This is a genomic window from Kitasatospora sp. NPDC056731 (genome assembly GCF_040687675.1).
Classification (GTDB): Bacteria; Actinomycetota; Actinomycetes; order Streptomycetales; family Streptomycetaceae; genus Kitasatospora.
In genome coordinates this window covers 1-17,320 of sequence record NZ_JBFBNR010000013.1, presented here as the reverse complement: position 1 = coordinate 17,320, position 17,320 = coordinate 1, and the positions used below count along the sequence as shown (strand labels likewise).

Below are 17,320 nucleotides of genomic sequence, written 5' to 3'. Positions count from 1 at the left end.
TCCATGATCAGCCGGGTGAGCTTCGCGTCCTGGGCCCTGACCGCTCCCGCTGGGGTGGTCAGGGCCTTCGCGTTGCGGTCGATCGGCCGGCGCCGGTAGCCGGCCAGGGCGGTGGACCGGAGGTTGGCCAGGTTGGTCCTCGAAAGATGTGCGACGTCGACCTGTTGCGCCGGTAGTCGCCGCACGCCTGGTGGCGGCGGTGGGCCGGAACGCGGTCCGGCAGGGCGGCGACCACGAGTGAGGCCGAGACCCGTGGCGCCCTCCAGGAAAGGGCGCCACGGTTCCCGGCGCTTGGGCGGGCGCCCCCACCCAGGGTCGCCCGGCCTCGCACCTCCGACCCCCATCGGGGGTGCGACAGTGCCGCCACAGCCATCCCCCACGGTTGGGTGCGGCGGGCACATTCACCATGGTGCGCGATCTCCATGGACAGGCAGTGACAGGAGTATGTCCAGTTCGTGGCAGATCGCGGAGCCGAATCTGACCAGGGTCCGGCCGGTTCGTCCACCGGCCGGTCCGGTGTTCCGTCCAGTCGTTCGTCCGCGGTCCGGTCGCGGTCCGGTCGCGGTCCGGTCACCGGCTCCGTCCGGGGCCGTTCGTCGCCCCGGACGGTGGTTCGTTCCCGCCCGGCCCCGCCGGGCCGTACACCGCGTGCGCGTCCGTGCCGCGGCGTAGGCTGGACACCCCCGGCCGCTCGGCGTGCCGGGCCGTTCGCGTTGCCCCGGCAGGCCTCTGCCGCCCGGAGGCAGCACCAGCCACGGGACGAAGAAGAGACCCTGATGAGTCTGACCGGACTGCTCGATGTCGTCGCGCGGGACTCGGCGCTCGCCGAGGCCATCGAGGCGGCGACCGCCACCGGAGCCGCGGCCGACGGCCGCCGCCACCTGGACCTGGTCGGACCGCCCGCCGCCCGGCCGTTCGCCATCGCCGCGCTCGCCCGCGCGCTGGCCGGCCAGGCCGCCGGCGAGCGGGGTCGTCCGGTGCTCGCCGTCACCGCGACCGGCCGGGAGGCCGAGGACCTCGCCGCCTCGCTGCGCTCGCTGCTGCCGCCGGACGCGGTCGCCGAGTACCCGGCCTGGGAGACCCTGCCGCACGAGCGGCTGTCGCCCCGCTCGGACACCGTCGGGCGCCGGCTGGCCGTGCTGCGCCGGATCGTGCACCCGCGGGCGGACGACCCGGCGGCCGGCCCGGTGCAGGTGGTCGTCGCGCCGGTCCGCTCGGTGCTCCAGCCGCAGGTCAAGGGGCTGGCCGAGCTGGAGCCGGTGGCCGTCCAGCGCGGCGAGTCGCACGATCTGGAGGAGGTCGCCCGACGGCTCTCCGCCGCGGCCTACGCGCGTGTCGAACTGGTCGAGAAGCGCGGCGAGTTCGCCGTCCGCGGCGGAATCCTGGACGTCTTCCCGCCGACCGAGGAGCACCCGCTGCGGGTGGAGTTCTGGGGCGACGACGTCGAGGAGATCCGCTACTTCAAGGTCGCCGACCAGCGCTCGCTGGAGATCGCCCAGTACGGCCTGTGGGCGCCGCCCTGCCGTGAGCTGCTGCTCACCGACGAGGTGCGGGCGCGGGCCGCCGAGCTGGCCGCCGCGCACCCCGGGCTGGCCGAGATCCTGGACAAGATCGCCGAGGGCATCGCGGTCGAGGGCATGGAGTCGCTGGCGCCCGTCCTGGTGGACGACATGGAACTGCTGATGGACGTGCTGCCGCTCGGCTCGGTCGCCGTGGTCTGCGACCCCGAGCGGGTCCGCACCCGGGCCGCCGACCTGGTGGCGACCAGCCAGGAGTTCCTGCACGCCTCCTGGGTGGCGGCCGCGGCCGGCGGGGACCGGCCGATCGACCTGGAGACCATCGACGTCTCCGCCGCCTCGCTGCGCTCGCTCGCCGAGGTGCGCGAGCACGCCGCCGAGATCGGCCTGCCCTGGTGGTCGGTCAGCCCGTTCGCGACCAGCGAGTCCACCGTGAACGAGGTGCTTGCCCGCGGCGGAGCCGCTGATTGGCACGGCGATGCCAACACGCTCACCCTCGGCATGCACGCCGTCGAGGCCTACCGGGGCGACACCGCCCGGGCGATCGCCGACGCCAAGGAGCGGCTGGCCGCCGACTGGCGGGTCGTGATGGTGACGGAGGGCCACGGGCCCGCCTCCCGGCTCGCCGAGGTGCTCGGCAACGAGGGCATCCCGGCCCGGCTGGTCGCCGACCTCGCCGAGGCGCCCACCCGGGATGTCGTCTACGTCTCCTGCGGCTCGATCGAGCACGGCTTCGTCGACGAGGCCCTGAAGCTGACGGTCATCACCGAGACCGACCTGTCCGGCCAGAAGTCCTCCACCAAGGACATGCGCCGGATGCCGTCCCGGCGCCGCAACGCGATCGACCCGCTGGCCCTGGCCGCCGGCGACTACGTCGTCCACGAGGCGCACGGCGTCGGCCGGTACGTCGAGATGGTGCAGCGCACCGTCCAGGGCGCCACCCGCGAGTACCTGGTGCTGGAGTACGCCCCGGCCAAGCGCGGCCACCCCGGCGACCGGCTGTTCGTGCCGACCGACCAGCTCGACCAGGTCACCAAGTACGTCGGCGGCGAGGCCCCGACGCTGCACCGGCTCGGCGGCGCGGACTGGGCGAAGACCAAGCAGCGGGCCAAGAAGGCGGTCAAGGAGATCGCCGCCGACCTGATCAAGCTGTACTCGGCCCGGATGGCCGCCCCCGGCCACACCTTCGGCCCGGACACCCCCTGGCAGCGCGAGCTGGAGGACGCCTTCCCGTACGCGGAGACGCCGGACCAGCTGACCACCATCGCCGAGGTCAAGTCCGACATGGAGAAGTCCGTCCCGATGGACCGGCTGATCTGCGGCGACGTCGGCTACGGCAAGACCGAGATCGCGGTGCGCGCCGCGTTCAAGGCGGTGCAGGACGGCAAGCAGGTGGCGGTGCTGGTGCCGACCACGCTGCTGGTGCAGCAGCACTTCTCCACCTTCGCCGAGCGGTACGCCAACTTCCCGGTGTCGGTGAAGGCGCTCTCCCGGTTCCAGAGCGACAGCGAGGCCAGGGCCGTGCTGGAGGGCCTGTTCGAGGGCTCGGTGGACGTCGTCATCGGCACCCACCGGCTGTTCTCCTCCGAGACCAGGTTCAAGGACCTCGGCCTGGTCATCGTCGACGAGGAGCAGCGCTTCGGCGTCGAGCACAAGGAGCAGCTGAAGAAGCTGCGCGCCAACGTCGACGTGCTCACCATGTCCGCGACGCCGATCCCGCGCACCCTGGAGATGGCCGTCACCGGCATCCGCGAGATGTCCACCATCACCACCCCGCCGGAGGAGCGGCACCCGGTGCTGACCTTCGTCGGCCCCTACGACGAGAAGCAGATCTCGGCCGCGATCCGGCGTGAACTCCTGCGCGAGGGCCAGGTGTTCTACATCCACAACCGGGTGGAGTCGATCGACAAGGCGGCCGCCCGGCTCAAGGACCTCGTCCCCGAGGCGCGGATCGCGACCGCGCACGGGCAGATGGGGGAGAACCAGCTGGAGAAGGTCGTCGTCGACTTCTGGGAGAAGGAGTTCGACGTCCTGGTGTCGACCACGATCGTGGAGTCCGGCATCGACATCTCCAACGCCAACACCCTGATCGTCGAGCGCGGGGACACCTTCGGCCTCTCCCAGCTGCACCAGCTGCGCGGCCGGGTCGGCCGGGGCCGCGAGCGCGGCTACGCGTACATGCTGTACCCGCCGGAGAAGCCGCTCACCGAGACCGCGCACGAGCGCCTGGCCACCATCGCCCAGCACACCGAGATGGGCGCCGGCATGTACGTGGCGATGAAGGACCTGGAGATCCGCGGCGCCGGCAACCTGCTCGGCGGCGAGCAGTCCGGGCACATCGCGGGCGTCGGCTTCGACCTCTACATGCGGATGGTCGGCGAGGCGGTGGCCGAGTTCCGCGAGTCGCTGGCGAACGGCGGCGAGCCGGAGGAGGAGCCGCTGGAGGTGAAGATCGAGCTGCCGGTCGACGCGCACGTGCCGCACGACTACGCGCCCGGCGAGCGGCTGCGGCTGCAGGCGTACCGCTCGATCGCGGCGGTCAACTCGGAGGCGGACATCCAGCAGGTCCGGGACGAGCTCGTCGACCGCTACGGCAAGCTGCCGGAGCCGGTGGAGAACCTGCTGCTGGTCGCGGCGCTGCGGCTGTACGCCCGGCGGTGCGGCATCGCGGACATCACCCTCCAGGGGGCCAACGTCCGGTTCGGACCGGTGGAGCTGCGGGAGTCCCAGCAGCTGCGGCTGAACCGGCTCTACCCGCGCAGCCAGGTCAAGGCGGCCGCCCAGCAGCTGCTGGTGCCGCGGCCGAGCACCGGGCGGATCGGCGGCAAGCCGCTGGTCGGGCGGGAGCTGCTGGGCTGGTGCAGCGAGTTCCTGTCGGCGATGTTCGACGACCTGGCGGGGTCGAAGAAGTAGCGCCCGCCAGGCCTGGCGGGCGGGGCGGGTCCCGTCGGGCCCGCCGCCTGCCCGTCCCCGCCCCGTCCGCCCCGGACGGGCGGCGGGTAGGTTCGGGGTGTGACGACGAATGTTCCGGACGCGAAGCTGATCCTGCTGACGACCACCCACCGGGTGGCCCCCGGATTGCTGGCGTGGCCGGCGTGGGAGGCACTGCGGTCGGCGGGGCGGGTGCTGGCGGCGGACGCGGGGCATCCGCAGGTGGCGGCGGTGCAGCAGGCCGGGGTGGAGGTCGAGGTCGTGGCGGCGGGGTCGGCGCCGGCGCTGGCGCGGCTGCTGACCGGGCAGCCGGGCGGGGCCGGGCCGACGGTGTGGCTGGGCAGCCCGGACGGGGATCCGGGGCTGACGGACGCGCTGGCGCGGCTGGCGGTGGAGCACGCGGGTGAGGTGCCGGAGATCGAGGTGCTGCCGGGGTCGTACGACCTGCCGGGGGCGCGGCTGCTGGACCTGGTGTCGGTGATGGACCGGCTGCGCTCGCCGGGCGGTTGCCCGTGGGACGCCGAGCAGACGCACGAGAGCCTGGTGAAGTACCTGGTCGAGGAGGTGTACGAGCTGGTCGAGGCGATCGAGGAGGGGGACCGGGAGACGCTGCGCGAGGAGTTGGGCGACGTGCTGCTCCAGGTGTTCTTCCACTCCCGGATCGCCGAGGAGCACCCGGAGGAGGCGTTCTCGATCGACGACGTGGCCGGTGACATCGTCGAGAAGCTGATGTACCGGCACCCGCACGTGTTCGGGGACGTCGAGGCGGAGGGCGCCGCCGAGGTGGAGGCGAACTGGGAGCAGCTGAAGGCGGCCGAGAAGGCGGACCGGGAGTCGGTGCTGGACGGCGTGCCGGCCGGGCTGCCGTCGCTGGCGTACGCGGCGAAGCTGGTGTCGCGGGTGCGCCGGGCGGGCTTCGCGGGCGTGCCGGACGAGCCGTACGCGCTGCCGGCGGAGCTGACGGCGCAGTCGGCGGGCCGGCTGCTGCTGGCGGTGGCCCAGCGGGCGCACGACGCCGGGGTGGACGTGGACGCGGCGCTGCGCTCGGCCGCGCGCGGTTACCGGGACGCGGTGCGCGCGGCCGAGGGCCTCAAGCCGGTCGGCGAGTAGCGGGCCCGGGCGGGGCCTCAGGCGGCCGTGGCGGTGTTCTCGATCGGCCGCCGCTGCCGGGGGACGACTTCGCCGATGGCCTCGCCGACAAGGGCGAGGAGTTCGGCGAGGCGTTCGAGGTCGAGGCGGGCGGGCAGTTCGGCGAGGGAGACGATCCGCTCGCCGTCGGGGCCGGCGACGCAGAACAGGTCGATGGGGCCGAGGTGCTTCTCGGCGGTGTCGACGAGGGCGGCGATGTCGCTGGGGCGGCGGATGTCGCCGCCGACGCCGACGACGGGGCAGCCCGGCCGGTCGAGTTCGGTGGCGAGGTCCTCGGCGACGCCGGCCCGCTGGTCGGCGATCAGCACTCCGGCGGCTCCGGCGGCGGCGAACCGGCGGGCGAGCTCGGCTCCCGATCCGCCGTCGAGTACCGCGATGACGACGACTGACCCGCTGACCCGCATGGTCTGCTCCTCCCTGTGGGCGACACCGCACCGGCGCCCACGATTTCTGCGGAGGATCGTAGGCAGGTCCTGACCCTCCGCAACAGGGATTACCCCTCAGGTGACCAGGGTCACGCCCGCCGCCCGGCCAAGAGCTGTCCAAGAGCTGTCCACGGACCGTCCACAAGGCGTCCACGGAGCGTTGGCGGGCCGTCCGCCGGGTGTTGACGATCCGGCCCCGCCGGTCGCGGCCGCCGGAGACGGTGCGGCCCCGACCCACCGGATACGGTCGACGCATGCCAGCGCAGCCCGACCCCGCCGCCCCGCAGCTCTTCACCTGGGAGTTCGCCACCGATCCGTACCCTGCCTACGCCTGGTTGCGCGAGCACGCCCCGGTGCACCGCACGACGCTGCCGAGCGGGGTGGAGGCCTGGCTGGTGACCCGCTACGCGGACGCGCGGCAGGCGCTGGCGGACGGCAGGCTGTCGAAGAACCCGGCGCACCACAGCGAGCAGGCGCACCGCACCGGGCGGGTGGGAATTCCGGGGGAGCGCCAGGCGGACTTGATGACACATCTGCTGAACATCGACCCGCCGGACCACACCCGGCTGCGCCGGCTGGTGTCGAAGGCGTTCACGCCGCGCCGGGTGGCGGAGTTCGAGCCGCGGGTGCAGCAGCTCACGGACCGGCTGATCGACGGCTTCGCGCAGCGCGGTTCGGCGGACCTGATCCACGAGTTCGCGTTCCCGCTCCCCATCTACGCGATCTGCGACCTGCTGGGCGTGCCGGCCGAGGACCAGGACGACTTCCGGGACTGGGCCGGGATGATGCTGCGACACACGAAGCCGGGCCACGGCGGCAGCCAACGCGGCGGCGTGGGGCGGGCGGTGAAGCGGATGCGGGCGTACCTGCTGGAGCTGATCCACCGCAAGCGGGCGGATCCGGGCGAGGACCTGATCTCGGGCCTGATCCGGGCGAGCGACCACGGCGAGCACCTGAACGAGAACGAGGCCGCCGCGATGGCGTTCATCCTCCTGTTCGCGGGGTTCGAGACGACCGTCAACCTGATCGGCAACGGCACGTACGCGCTGCTGCGCAACCCGGAGCAGCGCAGGCTGCTGCAGGAGTCGGTGGTGCGCGGCGAGACGGCGCTGCTGGACACCGGGATCGAGGAACTCCTGCGCTACGACGGGCCGGTGGAGATGGCGACGTGGCGCTTCGCGACGCGGCCGCTGTCGATCGGCGGGGTGGACATCCCGGTGGGCGATCCGGTGCTGGTGGTGCTGGCCGCGGCGGATCGCGATCCGGCCAGGTTCGCGGACGAGAACACCCTGGACCTGGCCCGCACGGATAATCCGCACCTGGGTTTCGGCCACGGGATCCACTACTGCATCGGCGCCCCGCTGGCTCGCCTGGAGGGGCGGAGCGCACTGACCACGCTGCTTTCCCGGCTGCCGGACCTGCGGCTCGCGGAAAACCCGGAGAACCTGCGCTGGCGGGGCGGCCTGATCATGCGTGGCCTGCGGGAACTCCCGGTCGAATTCACTCCGGAGGCCCGTTCTCCGCACGCGCCGGTCACGCCGACCGACGCTCCGACACGCTGACGGCACGTCTCCGGCGGGTCGTGGAGCCAGGTCTGAACCCGCATTAATCCGGACATACCGCCGCCGGTGGTAGGCGATTGACCACGCGCCGTAATTTGTGTGTGATATCGGTGATATGAGCTTGTTATTGGTCTGATGATCTGTCTACTCTCCCTGGAGTTCGCAGCTGCGGACCTCGTGCGCGGAACGCCGAATCCTGCCCGCCGCGTCACGGGAAACCGACCAGACCCTGGGCAGGGGCGGGGGAACCAGGTTTGTTGCCGTTCCCCAACGGCTTGGGGTGAAGCCGCCCGAGCGGAATCGTTTCCGCTTTCGGCGGCCGGGCCACCTCCCGGTCCGAACCCGACAGCTCACCTCGCAGGCGTGCGGAGAGGGACCTCGTCATGCTGTTCGTTGGAACTGGCCGCCACCGTCGTCGCACCCAGACCGAGAAGGCCATCGCCGTCGCCGGTGTGGCCGGCGTCGGACTCGCGATGCCGCTCCTCACCGCCACCGGCGCCTCCGCCGCCCCGGCCTCCACCTGGGACGCCGTCGCCCAGTGCGAGAGCGGCGGCAACTGGAGCATCAACACCGGCAACGGCTTCTCCGGCGGCCTGCAGTTCACGTCCAGCACCTGGAAGGCGTACGGCGGTACCTCCTACGCCCCGCAGGCCAACCAGGCCAGCAAGGCGCAGCAGATCTCGGTCGCCGAGAAGGTGCTGGCCTCGCAGGGTCCGGGCGCCTGGCCCGTCTGCTCCCAGAAGGCCGGTCTGAGCAAGGGCGGCGCCCCGGCCTCCGTGGACACCTCCACGGACGCCAAGCCCGCCAAGCAGTCCGCCGCCAAGCCGACCCAGCAGGCGCAGACCCCGAAGCCCGCCCAGCAGCCGGTCCAGCAGGCCGCCCCGAAGCCGGCCGCCCAGCAGCCCGTCCAGCAGGCCCCGCAGCAGACGCAGCCGCAGACCCAGGGCTTCTCCGGCAAGGCCGGCTGGGACGCCGATGCGAAGGTGTACTGGTACCAGAACAACGGCGCCTGGTACTGGACCAGCCACCAGAGCGTCTACCAGCAGTACGCGGGCCAGCCCGCCGCCCAGCCGCAGTACGCGCCCCGCGCCGCGCAGCCCGCACAGTCCGCCCCGGCCGCGCAGCCCGCCGCCGCGCAGGGCGGTCACGACTACGCCGTCCGGGCCGGCGACACGCTGTCGACGATCGCCGCCGCCCAGGGCGTATCCGGCGGCTGGCAGTCGGTGTACGACGGCAACCGCGGCACCGTCGGCGGCAACCCCAACCTGATCATGCCCGGCCAGGTGCTGCACCTCGGCTGAGCGGCCCGGGCCCTGAGCGGCCCGGGCCCTGAGCGGCCCGGGCCCTGCGGGCGAAGGGGGGCGGGCGCCGTCCCCCTTCGCCCGCATTCCCCCGTATTCGCCCGCTTCGATCGGGCAAGCAGGTGAACTACTGGTGGGTAGCCGGGCCACACGCTGAGACGGGACCGAGGCCAGCGCGGCCCCGGGGGCCGGGGCGGTTAGGCTCTGGTCGTAACGACTCCGCAATCGTCCCGCCGGCAGCACCCAACGTCAGCCGGACCCTGCTTCCGCAAGGAGATGCCTCGTGCCGTCCATCGATGTCGTCGTAGCCCGTGAGATTCTCGACTCGCGTGGCAACCCCACGGTCGAGGTCGAGGTCGGCCTCGACGACGGCAGCACCGGTCGTGCCGCTGTCCCGTCGGGTGCCTCCACCGGCGCCTTCGAGGCGCTGGAGCTGCGCGACGGTGACAAGAACCGCTACTTCGGCAAGGGCGTGGAGAAGGCCGTCCTGGCCGTCATCGAGCAGATCGGCCCGGAGCTGGTCGGCTACGACGCCACCGAGCAGCGCCTGATCGACCAGGCCATGCTCGACCTGGACGCCACCCCGGACAAGTCCTCGCTCGGCGCCAACGCGATCCTGGGCGTCTCGCTGGCCGTGGCGCACGCCGCCTCCGAGGCCAGCGACCTGCCGCTGTTCCGCTACCTGGGCGGCCCGAACGCGCACGTGCTGCCCGTTCCGATGATGAACATCCTCAACGGCGGTTCGCACGCGGACTCCAACGTCGACATCCAGGAGTTCATGATCGCCCCGATCGGCGCGGAGTCCTTCTCCGAGGCCGTCCGCTGGGGCGTCGAGGTCTACCACACCCTCAAGGGCGTGCTGAAGGAGCGCGGCCTGTCCACCGGCCTCGGCGACGAGGGCGGCTTCGCGCCGAACCTGGACAGCAACCGCGAGGCCCTGGACCTCATCACCGAGGCCATCCAGAAGGCCGGCTACGTGCCCGGCCGCGACATCGCGCTCGCCCTGGACGTCGCCGCGTCCGAGTTCTACGAGGACGGCGCCTACCAGTTCGAGGGCAAGGCCATCTCCGCCGCCGAGCTCATCGAGTACTACGCCGAGCTGGTCGACTCCTACCCGCTGGTCTCCATCGAGGACCCGCTGGACGAGTCGGACTGGGACGGCTGGAAGGCCATGACCGTCAAGCTGGGCGACAAGGTCCAGCTGGTCGGCGACGACCTGTTCGTCACCAACCCGGCCCGCCTGGCCAGGGGCATCGAGACCGGCACCGCCAACGCGCTGCTGGTGAAGGTGAACCAGATCGGCTCGCTGACCGAGACCCTGGACGCCGTCGAGCTGGCCCAGCGCAACGGCTACCGCTGCATGATGTCGCACCGCTCCGGCGAGACCGAGGACGTCACCATCGCCGACCTGGCCGTCGCCACCAACTGCGGCCAGATCAAGACCGGCGCCCCGGCCCGCTCCGAGCGCGTCGCCAAGTACAACCAGCTGCTGCGCATCGAGGAGATCCTCGACGACGCCGCCGAGTACGCCGGCCGCGGCGCCTTCCCGCGCTTCCGCTCTGCGGAATAGCAAGCACAGCCGCTCTGCGGAATAGCAAGCACAGCCGTTCCGCGGAGTAGCAAGCACAGCCGTTCCGCGGAGCAGCAGGCTCAGCCGCTCCTCGGAGCGGCGAGCACGGTCGCTCCGCCGACCGGTGAGCACGCCTGACCGGTGCCCCGCCGTTCACCCCGTAGGGTGGACGGCGGGGCACCGTCGCGACCAGGAGGGGAACGGGAGATGGCAGGCTGGAGGATCCCGGGCTTGGCGGCCCGGCCTCGCTTCACGAGCCGGGCGACCGTCCTCGTCCTGGTGCTCTGCTCGCTGGTGGCGATCCTCGCCTACCCGACGCGGCAGTTCATCTCCCAGCGCGCCGAGATCTCCGCCCAGCAGGCGAAGGCCGACCGCTCCCGCCAGCAGGTCGAGCAGCTGCGCCGGGAGAAGGCCCGCTGGCAGGACCCCGAGTACGTCAAGGCGCAGGCCCGCGCCCGGCTGCACTACGCGATGCCGGGGGAGACCCCGTACATCGCGGTGGATCCGGCCGGTCCGGCCGCCGCCCGGCCCTCGGCGTCCGCCACCGGTTCCGCTGCCGCCACCGGTTCCGCTGCCGCCGCCGGCTCGGCCGCCTCCGACGGCGCGTCCGGCGGCTCGGCGCGGGCCGCCAAGCCCTGGTACGCCAGCATCTGGGACTCGGTCGACGCCGCCGACACCACCGACGCCGCCGCCCCGGCCCCCGCCTCCCCCCGTCCGCTCCCACCGTCCCCCGCTGGAGACACCTCCCCCCATGACCACTGAGAACCACCCCGCCGTCTCCGACGCCGACGTCGCCGCCATCGCCGCCCAGCTCGGCCGGGTGCCGCGCGGCCTGCGCGGCGTGGCGCACCGCTGCCCCTGCGGCAACCCGGACGTCGTGGAGACGGCCCCCCGACTGCCGGACGGCACGCCGTTCCCGACGCTGTACTACCTGACCTGCCCCAAGGCCGCCTCGCTGATCGGCACCCTGGAGGCGGACGGCGTGATGAAGGAGCAGACCGCCCGGCTCGCCGAGGACCCGGAGCTGGCCGCCGCCTACCAGAAGGCGCACGAGGACTACATCGCCCGGCGCGACGCCATCGAGGTGCTGGAGGGCTTCCCGAGCGCCGGCGGCATGCCGGACCGGGTGAAGTGCCTGCACGTGCTGGTCGGCCACTCGCTGGCGGCCGGCGAGGGCGTCAACCCGCTCGGCGACGAGGCGATCGGCCTGCTGGAGGACTGGTGGGCCAAGGGCCCCTGTGTCTCCCCGGCCGAGGTCGAGGCCGCCGGTGGGCGGGTCGCCCGCAACCGGGCCAAGGAGCAGGACCACCAGGCCGTGATCGAGGCCAAGCAGCAGAAGGCCGCCGAGCGCGCCGCGAAGAAGCGGGCCGCCGAGGAGTCCGACCCCGGGGAGTCCGCGTGAGCATGACCCGGGTGGCCGCGATCGACTGCGGCACCAACTCGATCCGGCTGCTGGTCGCCGACCTGGACCCGGCCACCGGGGAGATCACGGACCTCGACCGCCGCATGATCATCAACCGGTTGGGCCAGGGCGTGGACCAGACCGGCCGGCTGCACCCGGACGCGCTGGCCCGCACCTTCGCGGCCTGCCGCGAGTACCGGGAGGTCATCGCCGGGTTCGGGGTCGGCCCGGAGCGCACCCGCTTCGTCGCCACCAGCGCCTCGCGGGACGCCGAGAACAGCGCCGAGTACGTCGAGGGCGTGCGCGCGATCCTGGGCGTCGAGCCCGAGGTGGTGAGCGGCGAGGAGGAGGCGCACCTGTCCTTCGTGGGCGCCACCAAGGAGCTGACCGGCGGCCAGTTCCCGGCGCCGTACCTGGTGTTCGACCTCGGCGGCGGCTCGACCGAGTTCGTGCTGGGCGGTGCGGACGTGCAGGCGGCGCGCTCGGTGGACATCGGCTGCGTCCGGCTCACCGAGCGGCACTTCGGCGGCGCCGAGCTGCCCTCGCCGGAGCAGATCGAGACGGCCCGGGCGCACGTGCGGGCCGAGCTGGACAAGGCCGAGGAGGTCGTCCCGCTGCGCGGCGCGGCCACCCTGGTGGGCCTGGCCGGGACGGTCACCACGGTGTCCGCGATCGCCCAGGAGCTGCCGGCCTACGACTCGGCGGCGATCCACCACTCGCGGATCGGCCGGGAGCGGGTCGCCGGGATCGCCCGTGAGCTGCTGGGTGCCACCCACGCCGAGCGCGCGGCCATCCCGTCGATGCACCCGGGCCGGGTGGACGTGATCGCGGCCGGCGCGCTGGAGCTGCTGGAGATCATGGAGCGGACGGGCGCGGCCGAGGTGGTCGTGAGCGAGCACGACATCCTGGACGGCATCGCCTGGAGTATGGCCTCCTGACCTCCTGCGGGCCTTACCCGACCGGCCCCGGCACCCCTTTCGGGGGTCCGGGGCCGGGGCGCGCCCGGACCGGTGCGGGAAAGTTCGTGAATTTCTTCACATGGCGATCCAGTCATTCGTCGCACCCGCTCGCCCGCTACGTCCGAAATGTGGGACCGAAGGTCTGCTCGCCGTGACGACCCCTGGATCGCAGGTCAAGCCTCGGTTGAGGTTTGAAAATCGAAATCACGAGCGGGAACCCGGGCACCGTACGGATCGTTGCTGCTCAGCAGGGTGGTATTCCGGCGTGCGCCCACGAGGGGGCGCCCAAGGCCGTGAGCCGGCGCGCTGGGCCCGGATTTGCGGCCGCGCAGTGTAGCACGGGGTGTCCAGAAGCTTGTGACCGGGCTCACGAAGGCTGCTCCGGACGGTGCTGGATACTTTCGGATATGAGCACCACGGAGCGTCCTCGCATCCTCATTGTCGGCGGTGGTTACGTCGGCCTGTATGCCGCGATGCGCATCCTCAAGAAGATGCGTTACGGCGAAGCGACCGTCACGGTCGTGGACCCGCGGTCGTACATGACGTACCTGCCCTTCCTCCCCGAGGCGGCCGGCGGCAACGTCGCGCCCCGCAACCTCGTCGCGCCGCTGCGCAGCGCCCTCAAGAAGGCGGAGGTGCTCACCGGTGCGGTCACCGGTGTGGACCACGCCCGCAAGGTCGCCACCATCCAGCCCGCGGCCGGCGACAGCTACGAGCTGCCCTTCGAGTACCTGGTCGTCGCGACCGGCTCGGTCTCCCGCACCTTCCCGATCCCGGGTCTGGCGGAGCACGGCATCGGCATGAAGACGGTGGAGGAGGCCATCAGCCTCCGCAACCACGTCATGGCCCAGCTCGACAAGGCCGAGTCCACCGCCGACGAGGAGGTCCGCCGCAAGGCCCTGACCTTCGTCGTCATCGGCGGCGGCTTCGCCGGTGTCGAGACGATCGCCGAGGTCGAGGACATGGCGCGCGACGCCGCCAAGATCTACAAGACCGTCAGCCGTGACGACATGCGCTTCGTCCTGGTGGAGGCGGCCAACCGCATCCTCCCGGAGATGGGCCCGGACCTCGGTCTGTGGACCAAGGAGAAGCTCGAGGAGCGGAAGATCGAGGTCTACATCGAGACCTCGATGGACTCCTGCGTCGACCAGCACGTGGTGCTGAAGAACGGCCTGGAGATGGACGCCTCCACCATCGTGTGGACGGCCGGCGTGAAGCCGAACCCGGTGCTGGCCAACTTCGGCCTGCCGCTGGGCCCGCGCGGCCACGTCGACACCGCGCCGACCCTCCAGGTCCAGGGCTTCGACTACGTCTGGTCCGCCGGCGACAACGCCCAGGTCCCGGACCTCGCCTCCGGCGAGGGTGCCTGGTGCCCGCCGAACGCGCAGCACGCCGTGCGCCAGGCCGCCGTCCTCGGTGACAACGTCATCTCGGGCATGCGGGGCTTCCCGCAGAAGAACTACGAGCACAAGAACCTCGGTGCGGTCGCCGGCCTGGGCCTGCACAAGGGCGTCGCGATCCTCTTCGGCAAGGTCAAGCTGAAGGGCCGCCTGGCCTGGTGGTTCCACCGCGCGTACCACGGCGCCATGGTCCCGACCATGAACCGCAAGGTCCGGGTCTTCACCGACTGGACGCTGGCCATGTTCCTGAAGCGCGAGATGGTCGGCCTCTCCCAGATGGAGCAGCCGCGCCTGCCGATCCAGGAGGTCACGGCGCCCACGAAGCCCGTGGAGGCCGCCAAGCCGGCCGCCGAGAAGGAACTCGCCAGCAAGTAAGCGACTGCGACCCCGGTGTGGGAGCACCGGGGTATGAGTCGGAGGCCCTCCGCCCGGCAGTGTCGCCGGACCACGACCTCCGTGGTGCTCAGCCGGCCGTGCGACCGGGCGGAGTACAGAAGTAGAAGGGCCCCTGCCGAAACCCTCCGGCAGGGGCCCTTTCTCGTCGTCCGCCCGCTGGGCGGGCCCGTGAGGGGCGGTCAGTCGGTCTTGATGCTCTCCAGGATGTCCAGCTTGGACGCCCGGCGGGCGGGCCAGATCGCGGCCACCAGGCCGACCACCCCGGCCAGGGCCAGGAACAGCGCCAGCTGGCCGAACGGCAGGACGGTGGTCAGGCCGCTCAGGCTGGACTTCAGGGTGCCGTTGATCGCCCAGGCGATGAAGCAGCCGAGCAGCAGGCCGATGCCGGCGCCGAACAGCGAGATCACCACGGACTCCAGGCGGACCATCCGCTTGATGCCCCGGCGGTCCAGACCGATCGCCCGCAGCATCCCGATCTCGCGCTTGCGCTCGAAGACCGACATCGCCAGCGTGTTGATCACGCCCAGGATCGCGACCAGCACGGACATCGCCAGCAGGCCGTACATCAGGTTCAGCGCGAAGGTGATGGTCTGGCTGAAGTCGTCGCGGACGTCCTGCTTGGACTTGACGTCGATCACCGGGTTGGCGCCGGTGGCGTCCTTGAGGGACTGCTTGAGCGCGGCGGTGGCGCCGTCCTTGCCCTTGACCAGGACGTCGGTGATGTAGGGCTTCGCCTCGTGCTTGGCGACCTCGCTGTTGGCCAGCAGGGCCGAGCCGAGCATGCCGCCCTTCTCGTACACGCCGCCGACGGTGAGCTGACCGGTGGACTGGTCCGGGTAGGAGACCGCCATCGTCGAGCCGGCGGTGACGTGGAGCTTCGTGGCGAGGTCCTGGTCCACCAGGACCTTGCCCTGGCCGAGGGCGGCGGTGGCGCCGCTGGTCAGCTTGACCTCGGCGAGCTGGTCGAAGGAGCCGGCGTCCATGCCGGTGACCGCCACGCCGGTGCCGTCGAGCTCCCACCTGGCGGTCGTCACCGCGGAGGAGGCGGCCACCCCGGGGGCCTTGGCGATCTCACCGGGCACCTGCTCGGACAGGCTCATGTGGTTGGCGCCCGAGACCATGTAGTCGGACTTCATCGAGCTGGTGACGGCCCTGTCGATCGCGCCGCCGACCGAGGCACCGATCACGGTGAGGCCGCTGACCAGGGTCAGGCCGATGGTGAGCGCGGCGGCGGTGGACGCGGTGCGGCGCGGGTTGCGGACCGCGTTCTGCTGGGCGAGCTTGCCCGGGGTGCCGCCGAGCCCGCGCAGCAGCGGGCCGATCAGTGCGACCACCGGGCGGGAGAGCAGCGGCAGCAGGACGAACACGCCGATCAGGGCGAGCAGGGCGCCGAGGCCGACCGGCAGGCGGCCGCTGTCGTTGCCGGTGGAGGCGCCGAAGCCGATCAGCGCGAGGCCGCCGGCGGTGAGCGCCGAGCCGATCGCGTTGCGGACCAGCAGGCTCTTCTGGCTGGTCGGCTGGTCGCCGCTGCTCATCGCCGCCACCGGGGCGATCCGGGAGGCGCGCACGGCCGGCAGCAGGGCGGACAGCACCGTCACCAGGACGCCGACGGCCAGGGTCACCGCGATGGTGAGCGGCTTGATGACCAGCGTGCCGTGCGGCATGTTCTCGTTCAGCTGGCTCATCAGGGCCTGCATGCCGGCGCCGATTCCGATGCCGGCGAGCAGCCCGGCCAGCGCCGCGACGGTGCCGATCGCCAGGGCCTCGACCAGCACCGAGCGGGTGACCTGCTTGCGGCTGGCGCCGATCGCCCGCAGCAGCGCGAGTTCCTTGGTGCGCTGGGCGACCAGCATGGTGAAGGTGTTGGCGATGATGAAGATGCCGACGAAGAGCGAGATCCCGGCGAAGACCAGCAGCATGGTGCGCATGCTGTCGGTGGCCTTGGTGATCATCTCCTGCTCGTCGGCCTTGAGCTTGGCGCCCGTCTCGACGTCGAAGTGCTGGCCGGACGGCACCTTGGGCTGGACCTGGGCGAGCAGCGCGTCCTCGCTGGTGCCGGGCTTGGCGGTGAGCACGATGCTGCTGAAGTGGCCGGGCTCCAGCAGCAGTTGCTGGGCGGTGGCGCGGTCGAACAGGGTGAGGGTGCCGCCGCTGTTCACCACCGGGTCGTCGGTGGTGAAGACGCCGGTGAGCTTCGCCTCGACCACCGGGCCGTTGATGGCGATCCGGACGGTGTCGCCGATCTTGTAGCCGGCCTTGTCGGCGGTCTTGCGGTCGAGGGCGATCTCTTTGCCGTTCTTCGGGCCCTGGCCCTCGGCCATCGGGTAGCGCGGGTCCTTGCCGTCCGCGGCCGGGGCGAAGTTGGCGCCCTTGGCGGCCCAGAACTGGCCGATCAGGTTGCCGCTCCGGTCGGCGACCCCGGTGAAGCCGCTGACCACGCCGCGGGCGTTGGCGGTGCCCGGCAGGGCGGCCAGCTGCTGGACGGTGGCGTCGGTGAGCGAGGCGTTGCCGCTCTCGCTCTTCTGCTTGGCGCTGGCGCGGGAGCCGGCCGAGTAGTCCACGACCTGGACCGAGACGTCCGAGTAGCTCTTGGAGTTGTTGTCCCGCATGGCCTTGCCGAAGGTGTCGGAGAAGACCATGGTGCCGGCGACGAAGGCGGTGCCGAGCATGACGGCCAGCGCCGTCATGAGGAGTCGGCCCTTGTGGGC

Annotated in this window: 11 protein-coding genes and 1 riboswitch; of the genes, 9 read left to right on the top strand and 2 right to left on the bottom strand. The window is 72.1% G+C overall.

Annotated elements, in window-relative coordinates:
• Window positions 1–776: 776 nt before the first annotated feature.
• The gene (gene mfd, locus AB0R04_RS15920; protein ID WP_363371504.1) at window positions 777–4,430 is read left to right on the top strand and encodes a transcription-repair coupling factor; all 3,654 of its coding nucleotides are present in this window, start codon (window positions 777–779) and stop codon (window positions 4,428–4,430) included.
• Between the two features lie 99 nt (window positions 4,431–4,529).
• Window positions 4,530–5,558: a MazG family protein gene (locus AB0R04_RS15915; RefSeq protein WP_363371503.1), complete on the top strand. Its 1,029-nt coding sequence runs from the start codon at window positions 4,530–4,532 to the stop codon at window positions 5,556–5,558.
• 17 nt (window positions 5,559–5,575) lie between these two features.
• Here AB0R04_RS15915 and AB0R04_RS15910 read toward each other — a convergent pair whose 3' ends face one another.
• Window positions 5,576–6,001, bottom strand: coding sequence for an SDR family NAD(P)-dependent oxidoreductase (locus AB0R04_RS15910; RefSeq protein WP_063348037.1), 426 nt, complete (start codon window positions 5,999–6,001; stop codon window positions 5,576–5,578).
• Between the two features lie 275 nt (window positions 6,002–6,276).
• Between AB0R04_RS15910 and AB0R04_RS15905 the strand changes: the two genes are divergently transcribed.
• The 7 genes from AB0R04_RS15905 to AB0R04_RS15875 all read left to right on the top strand — a co-directional run bounded on the left by AB0R04_RS15905 (window position 6,277) and on the right by AB0R04_RS15875 (window position 14,591).
• Window positions 6,277–7,584, top strand: a complete 1,308-nt coding sequence (locus tag AB0R04_RS15905) for a cytochrome P450 (RefSeq protein ID WP_363371501.1) — start codon at window positions 6,277–6,279, stop codon at window positions 7,582–7,584.
• A gap of 210 nt (window positions 7,585–7,794) precedes the next feature.
• Window positions 7,795–7,962, top strand: a riboswitch (cyclic di-AMP (ydaO/yuaA leader).
• A gap of 5 nt (window positions 7,963–7,967) precedes the next feature.
• Window positions 7,968–8,885 carry a transglycosylase family protein gene (locus AB0R04_RS15900; protein WP_363371499.1) on the top strand — a complete coding sequence of 306 codons (918 nt, stop codon included), beginning with the start codon at window positions 7,968–7,970 and terminating at the stop codon, window positions 8,883–8,885.
• 283 nt (window positions 8,886–9,168) lie between these two features.
• On the top strand, window positions 9,169–10,455 hold the full coding sequence (gene eno / locus AB0R04_RS15895; RefSeq protein ID WP_063348034.1) for a phosphopyruvate hydratase: 1,287 nt from the start codon (window positions 9,169–9,171) through the stop codon (window positions 10,453–10,455).
• A gap of 231 nt (window positions 10,456–10,686) precedes the next feature.
• Window positions 10,687–11,217 (top strand): septum formation initiator family protein, encoded by a 531-nt coding sequence (locus AB0R04_RS15890; RefSeq protein ID WP_363371497.1) that lies wholly within the window; start codon window positions 10,687–10,689, stop codon window positions 11,215–11,217.
• Window positions 11,189–11,857 carry a DUF501 domain-containing protein gene (locus tag AB0R04_RS15885; protein ID WP_079136261.1) on the top strand — a complete coding sequence of 223 codons (669 nt, stop codon included), beginning with the start codon at window positions 11,189–11,191 and terminating at the stop codon, window positions 11,855–11,857. Before AB0R04_RS15890 ends, AB0R04_RS15885 begins: the two co-directional genes overlap by 29 nt.
• Window positions 11,858–11,859: 2 nt before the next feature.
• Window positions 11,860–12,795 (top strand): Ppx/GppA phosphatase family protein, encoded by a 936-nt coding sequence (locus tag AB0R04_RS15880; RefSeq protein WP_363371758.1) that lies wholly within the window; start codon window positions 11,860–11,862, stop codon window positions 12,793–12,795.
• 428 nt (window positions 12,796–13,223) lie between these two features.
• Complete coding sequence (locus AB0R04_RS15875) at window positions 13,224–14,591, top strand: NAD(P)/FAD-dependent oxidoreductase (protein ID WP_063348030.1); 1,368 nt, start codon at window positions 13,224–13,226, stop codon at window positions 14,589–14,591.
• A 200-nt stretch (window positions 14,592–14,791) separates the two neighbouring features.
• Here AB0R04_RS15875 and AB0R04_RS15870 read toward each other — a convergent pair.
• A partial coding sequence (locus AB0R04_RS15870) for an FtsX-like permease family protein (protein ID WP_363371495.1) occupies window positions 14,792–17,320 on the bottom strand: 2,529 nt, incomplete at its 5' end.

Excerpts from the sequence above, each read along its gene's own strand:
- mfd (WP_363371504.1), top strand. The coding sequence starts at position 777 with ATGAGTCTGACCGGACTGCTCGATGTCGTCGCGCGGGACTCGGCGCTC.
- AB0R04_RS15905 (WP_363371501.1), top strand. The coding sequence starts at position 6,277 with ATGCCAGCGCAGCCCGACCCCGCCGCCCCGCAGCTCTTCACCTGGGAG.
- AB0R04_RS15880 (WP_363371758.1), top strand. The coding sequence starts at position 11,860 with ATGACCCGGGTGGCCGCGATCGACTGCGGCACCAACTCGATCCGGCTG.
- AB0R04_RS15875 (WP_063348030.1), top strand. The coding sequence starts at position 13,224 with ATGAGCACCACGGAGCGTCCTCGCATCCTCATTGTCGGCGGTGGTTAC.
- AB0R04_RS15910 (WP_063348037.1), bottom strand. The coding sequence starts at position 6,001 with ATGCGGGTCAGCGGGTCAGTCGTCGTCATCGCGGTACTCGACGGCGGA.
- AB0R04_RS15900 (WP_363371499.1), top strand. The coding sequence starts at position 7,968 with ATGCTGTTCGTTGGAACTGGCCGCCACCGTCGTCGCACCCAGACCGAG.